Origin of the sequence: Alteromonas lipotrueae (assembly GCF_019249255.1) — a bacterium.
GTDB classification, from domain to species: domain Bacteria; phylum Pseudomonadota; class Gammaproteobacteria; order Enterobacterales; family Alteromonadaceae; genus Alteromonas; species Alteromonas lipotrueae.
Genome location: NZ_JAESDJ010000023.1, coordinates 13,726 through 31,726 on the forward strand (window position 1 = coordinate 13,726; position 18,001 = coordinate 31,726).

The 18,001-nt window shown below is 42.3% G+C and carries 14 protein-coding genes; 7 read left to right on the plus strand and 7 right to left on the minus strand.

Translation table 11 applies throughout. The annotated features are described in order from the left end of the window. Positions 1 to 25: 25 nt before the first annotated feature. Both KYS23_RS19525 and elbB read right to left on the minus strand, forming a co-directional pair. A complete protein-coding gene (locus KYS23_RS19525; RefSeq protein WP_159534287.1) occupies positions 26 to 1,477 on the minus strand; it encodes a TrkH family potassium uptake protein in 1,452 nt (483 codons plus the stop codon). A 109-nt stretch (positions 1,478 to 1,586) separates the two neighbouring features. Then, positions 1,587 to 2,240, minus strand: a complete 654-nt coding sequence (gene elbB / locus KYS23_RS19530) for an isoprenoid biosynthesis glyoxalase ElbB (protein WP_218419888.1) — start codon at positions 2,238 to 2,240, stop codon at positions 1,587 to 1,589. A 409-nt stretch (positions 2,241 to 2,649) separates the two neighbouring features. On the opposite strand from elbB, the gene polA reads away from it, so the two are divergent. Next, a complete protein-coding gene (gene polA, locus KYS23_RS19535) occupies positions 2,650 to 5,442 on the plus strand; it encodes a DNA polymerase I (RefSeq protein WP_159534283.1) in 2,793 nt (930 codons plus the stop codon). Positions 5,443 to 5,825: 383 nt separating this feature from the next. Here the strand turns inward: polA and yihA are convergent, their stop codons facing one another. Beyond that, entirely contained in the window at positions 5,826 to 6,443 is a 618-nt protein-coding gene (gene yihA / locus KYS23_RS19540; RefSeq protein WP_126871553.1) for a ribosome biogenesis GTP-binding protein YihA/YsxC, read from the minus strand. A gap of 174 nt (positions 6,444 to 6,617) precedes the next feature. Here yihA and KYS23_RS19545 point away from each other — a divergent pair, with 174 nt between their 5' ends. The 3 genes from KYS23_RS19545 to KYS23_RS19555 all read left to right on the plus strand — a co-directional run bounded on the left by KYS23_RS19545 (position 6,618) and on the right by KYS23_RS19555 (position 8,759). After that, entirely contained in the window at positions 6,618 to 7,241 is a 624-nt protein-coding gene (locus KYS23_RS19545; RefSeq protein WP_159534281.1) for a c-type cytochrome, read from the plus strand. A 531-nt stretch (positions 7,242 to 7,772) separates the two neighbouring features. Further along, positions 7,773 to 8,288 carry a Der GTPase-activating protein YihI gene (yihI, locus tag KYS23_RS19550; RefSeq protein WP_218419889.1) on the plus strand — a complete coding sequence of 172 codons (516 nt, stop codon included), beginning with the start codon at positions 7,773 to 7,775 and terminating at the stop codon, positions 8,286 to 8,288. A gap of 18 nt (positions 8,289 to 8,306) precedes the next feature. Continuing rightward, positions 8,307 to 8,759: a DUF2489 domain-containing protein gene (locus tag KYS23_RS19555; RefSeq protein WP_218419891.1), complete on the plus strand. Its 453-nt coding sequence runs from the start codon at positions 8,307 to 8,309 to the stop codon at positions 8,757 to 8,759. A 75-nt stretch (positions 8,760 to 8,834) separates the two neighbouring features. Here the strand turns inward: KYS23_RS19555 and KYS23_RS19560 are convergent, their stop codons facing one another. Then, positions 8,835 to 9,422 (minus strand): DNA-3-methyladenine glycosylase I, encoded by a 588-nt coding sequence (locus KYS23_RS19560; protein WP_218419892.1) that lies wholly within the window; start codon positions 9,420 to 9,422, stop codon positions 8,835 to 8,837. A gap of 148 nt (positions 9,423 to 9,570) precedes the next feature. Here KYS23_RS19560 and glyQ point away from each other — a divergent pair, with 148 nt between their 5' ends. From glyQ to KYS23_RS19575, 3 genes are all read left to right on the plus strand, one after another. Continuing rightward, the gene (gene glyQ, locus KYS23_RS19565) at positions 9,571 to 10,476 is read left to right on the plus strand and encodes a glycine--tRNA ligase subunit alpha (protein WP_013782512.1); all 906 of its coding nucleotides are present in this window, start codon (positions 9,571 to 9,573) and stop codon (positions 10,474 to 10,476) included. Positions 10,477 to 10,478: 2 nt separating this feature from the next. Next, the gene (glyS, locus tag KYS23_RS19570; RefSeq protein WP_159534273.1) at positions 10,479 to 12,557 is read left to right on the plus strand and encodes a glycine--tRNA ligase subunit beta; all 2,079 of its coding nucleotides are present in this window, start codon (positions 10,479 to 10,481) and stop codon (positions 12,555 to 12,557) included. Between the two features lie 95 nt (positions 12,558 to 12,652). Beyond that, entirely contained in the window at positions 12,653 to 13,102 is a 450-nt protein-coding gene (locus tag KYS23_RS19575; protein WP_159534271.1) for a putative periplasmic lipoprotein, read from the plus strand. 169 nt (positions 13,103 to 13,271) lie between these two features. Here the strand turns inward: KYS23_RS19575 and gyrB are convergent, their stop codons facing one another. The 3 genes from gyrB to dnaN all read right to left on the minus strand — a co-directional run bounded on the left by gyrB (position 13,272) and on the right by dnaN (position 17,993). Beyond that, the gene (gene gyrB, locus KYS23_RS19580; protein WP_159534269.1) at positions 13,272 to 15,692 is read right to left on the minus strand and encodes a DNA topoisomerase (ATP-hydrolyzing) subunit B; all 2,421 of its coding nucleotides are present in this window, start codon (positions 15,690 to 15,692) and stop codon (positions 13,272 to 13,274) included. 8 nt (positions 15,693 to 15,700) lie between these two features. Then, positions 15,701 to 16,789, minus strand: a complete 1,089-nt coding sequence (gene recF, locus KYS23_RS19585) for a DNA replication/repair protein RecF (RefSeq protein WP_218419894.1) — start codon at positions 16,787 to 16,789, stop codon at positions 15,701 to 15,703. Between the two features lie 103 nt (positions 16,790 to 16,892). Then, positions 16,893 to 17,993: a DNA polymerase III subunit beta gene (gene dnaN, locus KYS23_RS19590; protein ID WP_159534265.1), complete on the minus strand. Its 1,101-nt coding sequence runs from the start codon at positions 17,991 to 17,993 to the stop codon at positions 16,893 to 16,895. Between the last annotated feature and the right edge of the window lie 8 nt (positions 17,994 to 18,001).

Consider the following 18,001-nt stretch of genomic DNA (forward strand, 5'->3'; position numbering starts at 1 on the left):
GAACAATGCACGTATCGAAAGCGTATTAACTTCGCCAGAACGTAGGTGAAAATAGTACCAGTAACGAAAAGACCTCCAGTCGCCCAAACACCATTCCCACCACTAAAATCCACTTTCCAGCATCGGTTACGCCCGCATAGTTAGACGCAACACTGCCCAATCCAGGGCCAAGGTTGTTTAGCATGGCTGCGGTAGCGGTAAACGCGCTTAAGTTATCTAGTCCTGTTGCAATAAGCCCTATCATAAGTACAACAAACACCACCGCGTAAGCAGAGAAGAAGCCCCATACCGCCTCTACTACTTTATCAGGCATTGCACGTTCTCCTAACTTAACGGAATACACTGCCTTAGGGTGAATAAGCCTGTCTACTTCACGCTTCCCCTGAAGGAACAGTAAACAGACTCGAACCACTTTTAAGCCGCCTCCTGTTGAACTTGCGCAGCCTCCAATGAAACTTGAAAAGATGAGTAGTATGGGCAAAAACGTCGGCCAAATTGAGAAGTCTGTGGTCGCAAACCCCGCAGTAGTACTGATTGATACGGCTTGAATCATAGCTTGATCGAGCGCGGTTTCAGCAGAATCGTAAAAACCTGATAGCGTGAGTACCAAGAAGCACAGCATGATAAGTGTGGCTTGAATAAAGAAAAAGGCTTTAAATTCTGGGTCGTTAAAATAGCCTTTTACCGAACGGGTACTCACTGCTGCGTAATGGAGTGAAAAGTTAAGTGCAGCAATTAATAGAAAGACCGTACAAACCACATTCACCATTGGGCTATTAAAGTAGCCAAGGCTAGCATCGTGTGTTGAGAAGCCCCCAATGGCAACGGTTGAAAACGCATGGCAAATGGCATCAAACATATCCATGCCGGCCAACCAATACGCTGCGGCGCATGCAATAGTGATAGAAAGATAAATGTACCAAAGGTGTTTAGCGGTATCTGCAATACGAGGCGTCATTTTATTATCTTTAACCGGCCCTGGAGTTTCTGCACGGTACAGCTGCATACCCCCAACCCCTAAGATAGGCAGTATTGCTACGGCAAGTACAATGATACCCATACCGCCTAGCCATTGTAGTTGTTGTCGATAAAACTGTACCGAATGGGGTAAGAAATCAATGCCTTCGATTACCGTTGCACCGGTGGTGGTTAGTCCTGAGAATGATTCAAAAAAGGCATCCGTTATGGTCATGCTAGGCTGTTCTAGCAACATAAGAGGAATGGCACCCACACTTGCTAGTACCGACCAGAACAGGGCAACGATTAAAAAGCCTTCTCGCGCTCGTAAATCGTTTTTTTGCTGGCGGTTTGGGTACCAAAGCACCATACCGCCACCTACGCAAATAAAGAACGCAAGGGTAAAAGGCAAACCACTGCCGTCTTGATAAATCAGAGATACCACAGCTGGTGGGATCATGGTGACGCTAAATAGCGCAATAAGGAGCCCTAGAATTCGTACAATGGCACGGTAGTGCATGCTTCTTTATGCCTTTCGTTATTAGTAAACGCGCGATTAACAGTGTTCGCGGTTTTTAGAGGATACAAGGTTTCTACTACATTGACGCGATTATAGGGCTATAAGCAAATTATTTCATCGCTAGTACTGTTTCTACCATTTTACTAATACTAGCATGGGCTTGTAAGATATTTTGTGCCGTCATGTAGGCTGGCGTAGTAACCAGTTTATTTTCAACGTCTACCACCACTTCATTTACTTCACAGTTTACATGGCATGCCCCTAACGCGTTCAAGGCATTGGCGGTATCTTCATCGCTACCAATGGTCAGTTTAACATTGTTTCCATATACACTAGCTGCAATAGCAGGGGCAATGCATGCATAGGCCACAGGTTTCTTTGCTTTCGCAAAGTCATTGCACACCGCAAGCACATCTTTATCTACCCTACTTTTTTCACCATCAACGGCAAATGAGCATAAATTCTTAGCAGCACCAAAACCACCAGGTACGATAAGGTAGTCGAAGTCTGATACCTTACATTCTGTAACAGGCTTTACATTGCCTCGGGCAATTCGTGCAGACTCAACCAATACGTTACGAGTCTCATCTTCTGAAACTTCTCCCGTTAAATGATTCACTACGTGCATTTGAGCCTTATCTGGCGCAAAGCATTGGTATTTTACTCCGGCTTGTTCAATAGCTAAAAGCGTTAATACTGACTCATGAATTTCAGCGCCATCGAATACACCACACCCACTTAAAATCACTGCAACTTGCTTCATAATGTCCTCCTAGACCTTGCCAAACCGACTTATTCTATTTTTGGCTATAAAATCACCAGCCGTTTAAAAAAAAGTCTTAATAACCAGTATTGGATTGCTAATTTCTTATGCTACATTATCTGACCAATTTGGTTAAACGAAAAAAATAAGTTCACCAAGTTATCCACATAAAATGGAATGATGAGTTACAGGTACGCAGTCCACACTCTTATTTTTCATTCCCTTATTTTTATTGCTTTACAGCACGATCTTTCTTTTAAAAAAGATCATTATTTTTGCTGTGCGAATTTCATTAGATCACAATCTTATCCACAGATGATCTCGTTATTTATGTTGTGATGCTCTATGGCGATCCACTAGCGCCTATGGCATGCTTGCGCCTTATTCTAAGCTTGGTTAATGCATAGCTATGACAGATTCGAAAAAGCCCCCTTTTATTCTAGTAGATGGATCATCTTATCTATTTAGAGCATTTCACGGATTGCCGCCCCTGACGAACTCAAAAGGTCAGGATACCGGTGCGATCTATGGTGTTGTCAACATGCTGAAAAGCTTGATTAGACAATACAACCCTACTCACATGGCAGTCATCTTTGATGCCAAAGGTAAAACGTTTCGCGACGATATTTATGAAGAATATAAAGCGAATCGCCCACCTATGCCGGAAGAGTTACGCAGTCAGATAGCACCATTGCACACCATCATCAAAGCCATGGGTTTACCTGTCATCGTTGAGTCTGGCGTTGAAGCCGATGATGTGATTGGTACCCTAGCCTGTCGCGCCACAGAACATGGTATTGATACCCTGATCAGTACTGGCGATAAAGACATGGCACAACTGGTCAACGAAAATGTCACCTTGATCAATACTATGACAAATCAGATTATGGACATTGAAGGGGTAAATACGAAATTCGGTATTCCACCAGAACTGGTTATTGATTTCTTAGCCCTTAAGGGTGACAAAGTCGATAACATTCCTGGCGTACCTGGTGTGGGTGATAAAAGTGCACAAGCACTGTTAAACGGTATTGGTGGCATCAGTGCTATCTATGACAACCTTGATAAAATTGCCGATCTCTCGTTTAGAGGGAGCAAAACTATGGCAACTAAAATGCGAGAGTATGAAGAGCAAGCTCGCCTGTCATACACCCTTGCCACGATTGCCATTGATTTAGATCTACAATACAAAATAGATGAGCTTTGCCCTACATCACCAGATAACGAAACATTACAGTCATTATTTGCAGAGTATGAGTTTAAGCGCTGGCATACAGAAATTAGCGCATTGATCGCAAGCGATGGTAATGAGCCCTCAAAATCAACGGGGACTGAGAGCACATCAGATTCAAGCGATACAGATGAAGTACAACCAGAAAGTAATATCGATAAGTCTGGTTATGACGTGGTGCTAGATGAAGCTACGTTTGATAGCTGGATTAAAAAGCTAAAAGCAGCGCCGCTTATTGCTGTTGATACTGAAACGACCAGTGTTAACTACATGGAAGCTGAACTTGTTGGTGTTTCTTTTTGTATCGAACCCGGTGCTGCGGCTTACGTGCCTGTTGCTCATGATTATCCCGATGCACCCACGCAGTTATCACGAGATTACGTACTTACGGCATTGAAGCCTATTTTAGAGTCTGAAACCATTATCAAAGTGGGTCAGCACATTAAATATGACAAGAATGTACTCGCGCATTATGACATAACGTTAAATGGCATCGGCTTTGACACTATGCTGGAAAGCTATGTGTTAAACAGTACAGCGCAGCGTCATGACATGGACTCGCTAGCCCTTGCCTATTTAGGTCATAAAACAATTCACTTTGAAGAAATTGCAGGTAAAGGTGCTAAGCAGCTTACTTTTAACCAAATTGGATTAGAAGAAGCAGGTCCTTATGCTGCCGAAGATGCTGATATTACTATGCGCCTTCATCAAGCAATATGGGCAAAACTAGAAAACGAACCCAAGCTTAAAGCACTATTGGTTGATGTTGAAGTGCCGGTTGCCTGTGTTTTATCTCGTATGGAACAGCAAGGTGTATTAATTGAAAGCCAACGGTTACGTCAGCAGAGCCAAGACTTAGCTACGCGTATTGCTGAACTAGAAAAAGAAGTGCATGAAGAAGCCGGCGAGGTATTTAATTTAGGTTCGCCAAAACAGCTTCAACACATTTTGTTTGAGAAAATGTCATTACCGGTTATTAAGAAAACCCCCAAGGGTGCCCCTTCTACTTCAGAAGAAGTATTACAAGAACTCGCCCTTGAATTTCCGTTACCTAAAAAGTTAATGGAGTATAGAGGGTTAACCAAGCTTAAAAATACGTATACCGACAAACTCCCTAAAATGATTAATCATCGCACGGGTCGAGTTCATACTTCTTACCATCAAGCTATTACAGCAACGGGACGGTTATCGTCAACGGATCCAAACCTTCAAAATATTCCCATTCGAAATGAAGAAGGCCGTAAGGTAAGACAAGCATTTGTTCCACGTGAAGGTTACAAGATTGTTGCTGCCGATTATTCTCAAATTGAACTTAGAATAATGGCCCATTTATCGGGCGATGAAGGCTTGCTTGATGCATTTGCTCACGGCAGAGACATCCACAAAGCAACCGCGGCAGAAGTGTTTGGGGTAACCCTTGATGAAGTCACGACTGAACAACGTCGCAGTGCTAAAGCTATAAACTTTGGTTTGATCTATGGAATGAGTGCCTTTGGCCTTGCCAAACAACTTAATATTCCACGTCACGAAGCCCAAAAATACATGGACTTATATTTTGAACGCTACCCTGGTGTGCTTGAATACATGGACAGCACCAGAGAAGGCGCTAAAGAAAAAGGCTACGTGGAAACTGTGTTTGGTCGCCGCTTGTACCTACCGGATATCAAAGCCAGCAATGGCGCACGTCGCAAAGGCGCAGAGCGCGCAGCAATCAACGCGCCTATGCAAGGTACAGCTGCCGACATCATCAAAATGGCGATGATAAAAGTTGACGATTGGATCACCTCACTTGAAAGTGATGACGTACTCATGATGATGCAGGTACATGATGAATTGGTATTTGAGATTAAAGAAGAGCATCTTGAGGAACAGGTTAAAAATATTGTCAGCTTAATGGAGCAAGCCGCAGTATTAAATGTGCCGCTTGTGGTTGAAGCGGGCGTGGGCGATAACTGGGATGAAGCGCACTAAAAAGTAATTAGATTACAAAAAACAGTGAGCAATAGCTCAAAACTGGGCGAGTTTGGTAATTTTATTACACTCTTACTTGCCTTTTTTCACCATTATTGTACCCTAATGCGTGTAGGGTACAGAGGTGAGAAATCTGTTTTCAAACCTTTGCTTTAACCCCGACAGATTTGTCGGGGTTTTTTTATATCTGCAATAAAGCTTCCAAACATTCTTTAAATAAAAACACATAATAATCATATACTTAAATACAAATAAAGATCTTTTTGTATTTTATAGTGAACTAACCGAAATCTGCCTACTCTATATATTCGGTTTTTATGTGTTTTCTCTCAGTATTTTGGCCCTGCTTTTTAGCGGGGCTTTCTTTTATCTGGCCTTTTATTTTATTCTGCGTCAGGAGATTTTTCGTCAAGTGCCAACCACTTATTCAACACTTTTTCGAGCTCTGGCAATCCCTGTCGATTTAACGATGAGAAGGTATTTACGGTCACATCACCCATAAACGCCAGTGCAGCTTCCTGCGCCATAAGCAGCTGAGCTTTTCGCTTACCCGACTTGAGCTTATCTGACTTAGTCAGCAAGGCTAATACAGGGATATTGGAATCTACTGCCCAATGAATCAAATCTTGATCAAGATCTTTAAACGGGTGACGAATATCCATAAGCACCACTAAACCTTTAAGCGATTTACGCTTTTGAAGGTATTCACCTAATGCTTGTTGCCATTTATTTTTCATTGCAAGTGGTACTTGCGCAAACCCATAACCAGGCAAATCGACTAAACGACGGTCTTCTTCAAGATTAAAAACGTTGATGAGCTGTGTACGACCTGGTGTTTTACTGGTTCTTGCTAGGTTCTTTTGACGAGTGAGTGTATTTAATGCGCTCGACTTGCCCGCGTTAGAACGGCCAGCAAACGCCACCTCAATACCGCTGTCATCTTTTAAATGGCGAATATCAGGTGCACTGGTAAAGAACTTTGCTTTGGTGTAATACGACATCTAGACTTACCTCAAATGCGTCATAACCCTAGAATTAAACTCTATTAATGATCTAAACCTGCTAAAAACCATAGTTTTATCATGGAATAGGTTTTTCTGACGCGTTAAATGTGTAAAATACGCATGATATCACGTATGTTACGCGAGCCGTTGGATCCATTTAAGAGATTTATTATGAAAAAACTGTGTTTGTTATTGTGTGTGTCTTTAGGTATTTCAGTTTCTGCGATGGCAGAAGGTGATGCTGAAGCAGGTAAAGCAAAATCTGCAGTATGTGCAGCATGTCATGGGCCTGATGGTAACAGCATGATAGACATGAATCCCAAAATAGCAGGACAGCACGAAAAGTACCTCGTTAAGCAATTAATGGAGTTCAAACTTGCGTCACAGACAGGTGGCGAAGAAGGCCGTAACAATGCGGTAATGAATGGTATGGCAGCCCCTCTTTCAGAACAAGACATGAAAGACTTAGCCGCTTACTTCTCTAGCCAAACACCTAAAGAAGGTGAAACAGCAGAGCAATACATTGAAGCTGGTCGCGCTTTATATCAAGGCGGTGATGAGTCTCGCGGCGTTACCGCATGTATCGCATGTCACGGTCCTAAAGGTAACGGAATGGGCTTAGCTGGCTTCCCTGATATCAGTGGCCAGCATGTAACCTATACCACAGCACAATTGAAATCTTTCCGTTCAGGTCAACGCCATAACGATATGAATGGCATGATGCGTGATATTGCGATGAAATTAACCGATGAAGATATCGAAATTTTATCTAACTATATCGCGGGCTTACACTAAGACTCTGAAATTATACCCGCATTTGTTAATTAATTGTTGCGTATAAAGTTGTATTTCAAAATTATTCGTGTAGTCTATCGCAATAGTTTGTAGGTTTGTCTGAAACACTACAGGCTAAATAACAAGAATAATAATAAAAATACAACACGGAAGATTGGATAAAGCGCCAAGAAGGCCAAGAACAAAAATGAGCTCTGCTAAAACCAATAAAAAGGAGAGCCAAGCTGGGAAGCACAATTACACATAGAAGTGTAAATAACGGGAGAGGTGTCATCTGACACTCAAACAATGTAAGGTGATGGTGAAAGCCATCGCCTTTTTTCTTGCCTAAATTTAAGTGTATACCAGCGTTTGTATTACTTATTATTCGGCAAACACCTACTTATTCGTAGACCCTCAAGCTGTATTATCGCGAACAGGCCCGTCGGCAAATTCACTTTCCAATGAATCATGCTGTATTGATGAAGAAGCTTTGAGCAATTCGCGCTATAATATGTCCTTTCAATCTCTAAAATTTGATACCTTTTATATATGGCAAGATCAAAAAAGTCTCGTAAAGTTGGACTCATTGGCGTCAGGAAAGATCCTGATCGCAAACCTGGGCAAAAGCGTCAGGAAAGTACCCCTCGTCCAAAGAAGCATAAAGGCAAACCTGCTGGTAACCGTCACAACGTTGAGCAGAGTGAGAACGGTGCTTCTAAGCGTCGTGAAAACCAAGACCCACGGTTAGGCAGTAAGAAACCTATTCCTCTAGTCGTTAAGAAAACGACAATGACGACTACGCCGACGCAAAAGAAAAAATTCGCCACGCCAAGCGAAGAGCTGGCAGCACTTGAAGCCGATCAACGTTTAGCGTCATTGTTAGATAAGCTTGATGACGACAAGCAACTTACTAAAGAACAACAAACTTACGTTAATGAAAAAATGGCACGCCACCGCATTCTCTGCGATTTGCTAGGCATCGTAGAAGACGATGGTGAGGATGACGACGAAATGGATCCATTAGATGATTTAGACGCTATAGATATTAACGACTTTAAGAATTAGTAAGGCAGGCTCTGTTTTATGCTGTGGACAGTGTTAGTTATTGTGGCGCTATTGGTTATAGTCGCACTTGGTTTTTACGCAGGTCGGTTGTTGTTCCAGCTGAAGCAACAAAACCAACGCCAGCAGAAGGTGAGAGAAGAGCGTATAAAAACGATTAGCGAAAGTATTTATACTATCGCTAAGGCAATGGAACAACAACAGTGCGACTTATCTGAAGGGGTTATTCGGATAGTCAATTTATTGGGTGCATTACCTATTTTATCTCCACCAGATCATAAAGCGTCCTACCCTCATACTTATGCGTTATTCGTAGAAGTGAGCGGCTTTGCCGTACTTGAAGATAGGCAAAAACTGACTAAACAAGAAAGGCGTAAGCAAGACTTCGCCAGAGAGCAAATTGAGTCAGATTATGAATCTAAAGTGTTAAGTGAAATGCCAGCAATAAAAGCTTATTGCCAGTCTATTACCTAGCTGGTTGCTATAATACCAGTCCCCCCTTTAAAGGCGCTTCTTATGAAGCGCTTTTTTATTGGGGTTTATTTAGGGTTATCGCCTTGCTAGTTGACAGGTTTCTTCGTAACAATGACAGCCTGTAACATGGTCATTCACAATGCCTACCGCTTGCATGAAAGCATAACAAATGGTTTCACCTACAAATGAAAAGCCCTTTTTTTTAAGCGCCTTCGACATTGCTTTGGATTCGGCGGTAAAGGTAGGAGCCTCTTTAACGTCTTTCCATTCGTTGATGATAGTTTTACCATCGGTAAACTGCCAAATAAAGTCGGAAAAACGTTCCCGTTTTTCGATGTTTAAATAGCCATGGGCATTCTTAATAATGGACGCGACTTTTAGTTTGTTGCGCACAATGCCAGGATTCTGCAAGCATGCCGCTATTTCTTGCTCATCCATTTGAATTATTTTTGTAGGTTCAAAGTTATGAAAAGCAGCTTCGTAATTTGCTTGTTTTTTTAAAATGGTTATCCACGACAACCCGGCCTGTTGACCGTCTAAACAAAGTTTAGCGAACAACTCTTTGCTATCTAAAACAGGTCGCCCCCACTGTTCATCGTGATATTTTTGATATAGAAGGTCATCGCTCACCCAGCCACAACGATTCAATTTAGTTGATGCCATAATTTAAATAGCCTTGTTAATCCACGTTTAAGTCATCTTTTAACGGGTTTCATGGCGCTTTTTAACGCTTTACACCTACATACTATGCGTTACAAATTGTATACTATCCCACCTTTAAAGATACAGATAACCAATAAGCAGCGGATGTATGCAGAAATACGATATTAATACCTTTCAAGGTTTGATCCTTGCGCTTCAAGATTATTGGGCGCGTCAGGGGTGCGTAATCATTCAGCCCCTTGATATGGAAGTAGGTGCGGGTACCTTTCACCCAATGACATTTCTTCGTTCATTAGGCCCAGAGCCTATGAGCAGTGCCTATGTTCAAACTTGCCGTCGCCCCACTGATGGTCGTTACGGTGAAAACCCAAACCGCTTACAACATTACTATCAATTCCAAGTAATGTTGAAGCCTTCTCCTGACAATATTCAAGAGTTGTATCTGGGTTCTTTGAAAGAATTAGGTTTTGATCCGTTGGTGCATGACATTCGCTTCGTAGAAGACAACTGGGAGTCACCTACCCTTGGCGCATGGGGTCTTGGTTGGGAAGTATGGCTTAATGGTATGGAGGTAACTCAGTTCACTTACTTCCAACAAGTTGGCGGTATTGAATGTAAGCCAGTTACCGGCGAAATTACTTACGGCCTAGAACGTTTAGCCATGTATGTACAAGGCGTAGATAGTATTTACGACTTAGTATGGGCAGATGGCCCTATGGGTAAAGTAACCTATGGCGATGTATTCCATCAAAATGAAGTAGAGCAATCTACTTATAATTTTGAGTACGCCAACGTTGATGCGTTATTCCGTACATTTGATGAATGCGAAGCAGCTAGCCAACTGCTTATCGAGAAGAACTTACCACTGCCTGCCTATGAGCAAGTAATGAAGGCATCTCACGCATTTAATATGCTAGACGCTCGCCATGCTATTTCAGTGACAGAACGTCAACGCTATATTTTGCGCGTGCGTACTCTCGCCAAAGCATGTGCTGAGAGTTATTTCCAGAAGCGTGAAGCGCTTGGTTTCCCACTTTGTAATAAGGAGTCTTAAAGGTGCGAACAGAGAATTGTTTGATAGAGCTTGGAACAGAAGAGCTTCCACCTAAAGCGCTTAAGTCTCTTGGCGAAGCCTTTGCACAGCAATTTGAGGCAGCACTTACTGCGGCTGAGCTCAACTTTACCAGCGTAAGCTGGTTTGCTGCACCACGTCGGTTAGCGGTTTATGTGTCAGCTTTGGCTGAAAGCCAAGATGATAAAACGGTAGAAAAACGTGGCCCTGCTGTTAGCGCCGCTTTCGATGCTGATGGTAATCCTACCAAGGCAGCCCAAGGTTGGGCTCGTGGTAATGGTATTAGTGTAGAAGATGCAGAACGTCTTGTTACAGACAAAGGTGAATGGCTATTACACAAAGCGCATGTGCCAGGTAAACAAGTTGGCGAGTTATTAGCGTCTTTACTTAACCAAGCTATTGCCAAGCTTCCTATCCCTAAAGCGATGCGTTGGGGTAACTACACTACCCAGTTTATTCGCCCAGTTCATACCCTTGCAGCTGTGTATGGAAGTGAAGTAGTGAACTTGTCAGCATTAGGCTTAGCAAGCGGTAGGACTATTCAAGGCCATCGTTTCCACGGCGAAGCGCGCTTTGAGCTGGACCATGCCGACAACTACGCAAGTGCCTTGGAAGCCCATTATGTGGTAGCTGATTTCACAGCGCGTAAAGACAAGGTACGTCAGCAACTACAAACTGCCGCTGATGCGCTTTCTCTTACACCCGATTTTGATGAAGATCTTCTTGAAGAAATCGCCTCACTGGTTGAATGGCCGGTAGTGATGCAAGCGAGTTTTGAAGAAGGCTTCTTAGCGGTGCCTAAAGAAGCACTTATTTACACCATGAAAGATGATCAAAAATACGTTCCACTGCTTGATAGTGATGGTCAGCTTTCTAACACGTTCTTATTTGTCAGTAATATTGAAAGCCAAGATCCTATTCAGGTAATAAGCGGAAATGAAAAAGTTATTCGCCCTCGCCTAGCTGATGCTGAGTTTTTCTTTAATAGTGATAAAAAGACTTCACTCGAAAGTCGGCTTGCCAGTCTTGAAAGCGTTCTTTTCCAAAAGCAATTAGGTACGCTTAACGAAAAATCTAAACGTATTTCTACGTTATCTGGTTTTATTGCTTCACAAATTAACGCTAATGAAGCGCTCGCTGCTCGTGCGGGGTTACTTGCTAAAACCGATTTAATGACCAACATGGTAATGGAATTCCCAGACGTACAAGGCGTTATGGGTAAATACTATGCGTTAAACGATGGCGAAGATGCCGCGGTTGCTGAAGCGCTTTATGAACAGTATATGCCTCGTTTTGCGGGTGACGCTTTGCCTTCGCCAGGAATTAGTGCTGCAGTAGCACTTGCTGACAAGCTAGATACTCTTGTTGGAATTTTTGGTATTGGCCAACTACCGAAAGGTGATAAAGACCCTTTCGCGTTGCGCCGTGCAGCTATTGGTGTATTGCGTATTATCACTGAGCTTTCATTGCCTCTCGATCTCGAAGTCCTTGTTGCTAAAGCCGGTGAAGTATACGGTGATAAGCTGTCTAACCAAGATTTCCAAGCACAAGTCGTTGATTTTGTGTTAGCAAGGTTTGTTGCAATGTTACAAGACCAAGGTATCGCTATTGATGTTATTCAAGCGGTTTCTGCCAGACGCCCTACTCAACCGAGTGATTATGTAGCCCGTGTAAACGCCGTAGCCGAGTTTAAACAGCTTGATGAAGCTGACGCCCTGGCCGCGGCTAATAAACGCGTGGCGAACATTCTAGCTAAGCAAGGCGTCGACAGCAGCGTAAGTGCTACAATTGTTGAATCCTTGTTAAGTGAAGATGCTGAGAAAGCACTTTATCGCGCGCTAATTTCTGCTGAATCTGTGGTAACCACAGCTGTTCCTACTCAAGACTACACTAAGATACTTTCTACAATGGCAACACTACGTACTGCTATTGATAGTTTCTTCGATGACGTGATGGTTATGGCTGAAGACGATGCTGTTAAGCAAAACCGACTTGCGTTGTTATCGCTTTTAAGGCAACTTTTCCTTACTACAGGCGATATATCATTGTTGGCTAAGTCTTAGATATTTAGGATTACGGTTTAAGGGCGCGCACCCTTACACGACAATCATTTTATAACGCCCAACCCACGTTGGGCGTTTTTGTATTTGGAGCAAGTGTGAATAAAACCCTTTTAGTTATTATTTTTTCGTTTCTGTTAACAGCCTGTGCAAATCGTTCAGGGTTCTCTATTCCTGAAGTGATGGAGCCTAGTCCACAGGTTAATTTTAAAAACCTTTATCTGCGCGGTGTATTTAATTGGTGGGAATCATCCCCGGCCTATCGGTTCACGAAGGATACCGACGGTTGGTTTGTTGATGTTGAACTTATTGCCGATGGCCAGCCTTATGACTTCCGTTTGTCTGACGAAAACTGGACGCCATCACAAAGTTGTGGTGGAAAATATAAAGGCCAACCGGTAATGGTTGAGTCGGTGGTTTATTTAGTGTGTCAGCAAAATTCTGAGAATTTGCAGTTTACCCCATCAACCACGGGTATCTATCGTTTTGTCGTTTCGCCCGCTGGTACAGGCGAAGTAAGTCTAGTTATTAGGCGTCGAGGAAACTAGATAGCTGTGGCGTTTTTGCGTCTTTGTATGCCTAACTAAGGGGCTATGCGGCCTACCTTCAAATAAACATTTAAAAGCCCGGTAACTTTTCAGTTAACCGGGCTTTTCTATTTTTAGCAACTTATGTTTTAGTTGTTCATATCATTATTCAACGATGAACTTAACTAGATTACACGTCTAAGTTTTCTACTCTTAAGGCGTTAGCTTCAATGAAGTTTCGTCTTGGTTCTACTTGGTCGCCCATTAGCGTAGTAAACAATTGATCACACGCAATGGCATCTTCAATTTTCACTTGAAGCATTCTACGGCCTTCAGGATCCATGGTTGTTTCCCAAAGCTGACTTGGGTTCATCTCACCTAGCCCTTTATAGCGTTGAATGTACTGACCACGTTTAGCTTCACTCATTAACCAATCTAGTGCTTCTTTAAATGACTCTACCGGCATTTTACGATCACCACGTTGTATAAACGCATTTGCGCTCATCATGTCGTTAATCGCTAAATTAAGCTCTTTAAGACGCTGATATTCAGTAGACTCAATAAAGTCGTGACCAATTACGTATTCGTAATCAATACCATGCATACGCATAATAATGGTGATATAAAACTCACTGAGTTCAATGTCTCTGCGAATTTCGTAACGATAAGTTGCGCCATCATTTTCACGTTCAGTAAGCTGCGCTACAAAGTGCTCAGCCACGTTCGCTAACGTACTTTCATCTTTTAAATCTTCTAGATTCAATGTAGGCGTATAAATCATTCGATAAAGAATAGATGATGGCATTAGGCGCTTCATGCGCGTAATCATCTTCTCTGCTGATTGATATAAAGTTACCAATTGCTCTAACGCTACACCGCTTATACCTGGGTCATCATCACTAGTATGCAGAGATGCACCATCAATTGCGATAGAGGTCAGGTATGCCGTTAACGCATCATCATCTTTCAAATACTGCTCTTGCTTACCCTTTTTCACTTTATAAAGCGGCGGCTGTGCAATATAAATATAACCACGCTCAATGATTTCTGGCATTTGACGATAGAAGAATGTCAGTAGCAATGTACGAATGTGCGAGCCATCCACATCAGCATCCGTCATGATAATGATACTGTGATAACGTAGTTTTTCTGGGTTATATTCGTCGCGTCCAATACCACAACCTAGTGCAGTGATCAGTGTGGCAACTTCTTGTGAAGAAAGCATTTTGTCAAAACGTGCTTTCTCAACGTTTAATATTTTTCCTTTAAGTGGAAGAATAGCTTGGTTCTTACGGTTTCGTCCCTGCTTGGCTGAACCGCCAGCAGAGTCTCCTTCCACTATATATAGTTCGCTTAGTGCAGGGTCTTTTTCCTGACAATCAGCAAGCTTACCTGGCAAGCCAGCTAAGTCTAACGCACCCTTACGGCGAGTCATTTCACGTGCTTTACGTGCTGCGTCACGAGCCCGTGCAGCATCGATAATTTTGCCTGCAATAATTCTACTTTCGGCAGGGTTCTCAAGTAAGAACTCAGCAAGCTTTTCGTTCATTGCTGATTCAACTGCTGTTTTCACTTCTGATGAAACCAGCTTATCCTTAGTTTGAGAAGAGAATTTAGGGTCAGGAACTTTCACTGATACAACAGCCGTTAAACCTTCACGCGCATCATCACCGCTCGTGTTAGTTTTGGCCTTTTTGTTCATACCCTCTTTTTCCATGTAGTTATTAAGCGTTCTTGTTAACGCACCACGGAAACCGGCTAAGTGAGTACCACCGTCCCTTTGAGGAATGTTGTTGGTAAAGCAGTAGATATTTTCTTGGAAACCATCATTCCACTGCATAGATACTTCTACTGAAATACCATCTTCTTGTTCATGCGTAAAATGGAAAACCTTCTGGTGAACAGGTGTTTTCTTTTGATTCAAGTATTCAACGAAAGCTTTAATTCCGCCTTCGTACATGAAGTGATCTTCTTTACCGTCTCGCTCGTCTTTCAATCGAATTGAAATACCAGAGTTAAGAAAAGATAACTCTCTTAAACGTTTAGCTAGAATATCGTAGTGAAATAATGTGTTGGTAAAGGTATCTGAGCTTGGCCAAAAGCGAACGCTAGTACCTGTTTTATCAGTTTCACCAATGACAGCCAAAGGTGATTGAGGAACACCATGTTGATATTCTTGTTCGTGTGTCTTGCCTTCACGGCGAATACGAAGCTTCAATTTACTCGATAATGCGTTTACTACTGAAACACCAACACCGTGTAGTCCGCCAGATACTTTATAAGAGTTATCATCGAACTTACCGCCAGCATGCAGAACTGTCATAATAACTTCAGCCGCAGACACGCCTTCTTCTTCGTGCACTGCGGTGGGAATTCCTCTACCGTCATCGTATACAGAAACAGAGCCATCTGTGTGTATTTGCACAACGATTTCTGAACAGTGTCCAGCCAAAGCTTCATCTATCGAGTTATCAACAACCTCGAAAACCATGTGGTGAAGTCCTGTACCATCGTCCGTGTCACCGATATACATACCAGGACGCTTTCGTACGGCGTCTAATCCTTTAAGTACCTTGATACTGGACGAGTCGTAATTATTCTGTTCTGACATACTAGGTTTTACTCCTCTTTCACGCTTCCATGTTCCACGTGAAACATTTTCTTTTCGTTATATTTTTGTATGAATTCAAGCTGCGAAGATTCAATTGCAGTAACGAAAACCTGCGTATCCATATCTAACAGCCCGTCTATAAATAACTCACGTTTATCGGCGTCAAGTTCTGCGCCTACATCATCTAACAAGAAGATACTTTTCCTGTCAGTTAAAGTATTAAATAGTTCGGTTTGCGCCATTTGCAGCGCCGCAACAGCCATTCTAAGCTGCCCACGAGATAATAACTCTTGGGCATTAACCCCATTCACTTTTAGCTTAATATCAGCCTTGTGGGGGCCAGAAGTTGTATGACCTATTTTACCATCATACTCACGTTTTTTAACTAAGCTTTCTGCTAAAGACGCATCTTTTTCCCAACCTTTGTAGTAATTCAGTGAAACTTCATACTCTGGTAGAAATGTTGTCGCATATTTTTTAAATATAGGCGTCAATTTCGAAATATATTCTTCTCGTTTGCGCGACAAAGCTTCCGCCCGTTCTAAAAAACACTGCTCCCAATACTGATTTTGCGTTGCCAACAAATCGGATTGTAGTTTCAATAAAGCATTACGATGCTTTAGGAACTTCGAAAATTGCACAGACAACAATTGGAAGCTGTGTTCCACGTGAAACAATCCCCAATCACAAAACCGTCTACGCTCAGAAGGTGAACCCAAAATAAGGTCCGTGCTTTGCGGTGTAAAGAGTTGAACTGGCACTAAGCTCACTAAATCAGAAAGCTTATTAGAATGTTCTCCGTTAATACTACACGTGAATGTATCGTTTCTTCGCCGCTGAAAGCCTACGTTTAAAGATTCACTATTCTCGTTTCTGCAGCTTGCAAATACACTAAACTCCTCTTCCCCCGTTTTGATAACAGATGTGTGTTTATTCGTTCGGAATGAGCGGCCAAAACCTAAATAAAAAATAGATTCAACAAGAGACGACTTTCCACTACCGTTTACGCCGCGAATAATTGTTAACGCTGGAGAAGGTGAAAGGCTTGCAGAAGAAATGTTACGGAAGTTCGTAAGCTGGACCTTGTCCAGTTTCATAAGAAGACTCGGTAAAAATCACGATGATAAAAGATAAACGGCGATGGAAGGTAACGAATGACCGCTACCACCAACACCGATAACCAATGGATTGTATTAATAACTACAAACGCATTGGCATAATGACATAAAGTGCAGCATCGTCAGCTGCATCTTCAATTAATGCACTTGCGTTAGAGTCGGACAAACTAATTTTTACATCGTCAGAACCTAGCGAGTTCAATACGTCAATAAGATAGGCTACATTAAACCCAATTTCTAAATCGTCGCCTTGGTAATTTACATCTACAATTTCTTCGGCTTCTTCTTGCTCTGGATTGTTTGCTGTAATTTTCAGTTCACCCGAAGAAAGATTTAACCGAACGCCACGAAACTTTTCATTAGATAAAATAGCTGCACGTGAAAAAGCGTCTTTCAATACCGCTTTACTGGCAATAATTTCTTTATCACCATCTTGAGGCAATACACGACGATAATCAGGGAATCGGCCATCTACAAGTTTAGATGTAAAGATGAAGTCGTTTGAAAAAATACGTAAATGGTTTGCACCAATTTGTACTTTTAATGATTTATCGTCTTCCGTTATTAAACGCGATATTTCAAGCACCCCCTTGCGAGGAATAATAACTTGTCGGGCAGGAAGTGTTGTTTCGTAGCTTAAACGACAAAGTGCTAGACGGTGACCGTCAGTGGCGACGGTGCGAATAATATTTTCTTCCGTTTCTAACGACATGCCATTTAGATAATAGCGGACATCTTGCTGTGCCATTGAAAAGCTCGTTGAATCAATTAGGCGTTTCATATCGCTACACGTAATTTCAAACTCAACTTCGCCTTCCCAATCTTCTAGATTTGGATAATCGTTGGCTGATAACGTTGAAAGTGTGTAACGACCACGCCCTGCTTTGATCAGCGCTTTGTTACCATCTAAAGAAAAATGAATATCGGTACCTTCAGAAATACCTCGAATAATATCGAAGAGTTTCTTGGCAGGAACGGTGATTTCGCCTTCGGTGAACTCCCCTTCTAACTTAACGCTAGAAATGAGTTCAACCTCTAAATCTGTACCCGTTAGCCATAGTGCGTCTTCACTAACTTTAATGAGCACATTCGAGAGAATAGGTAATGTGTGTCTACGCTCTACAGCCCCCGATACCAGCTGAAGGGGTTGTAAAAATTGTTCGCGGCTTATACTAAATTTCATTGCTGTGC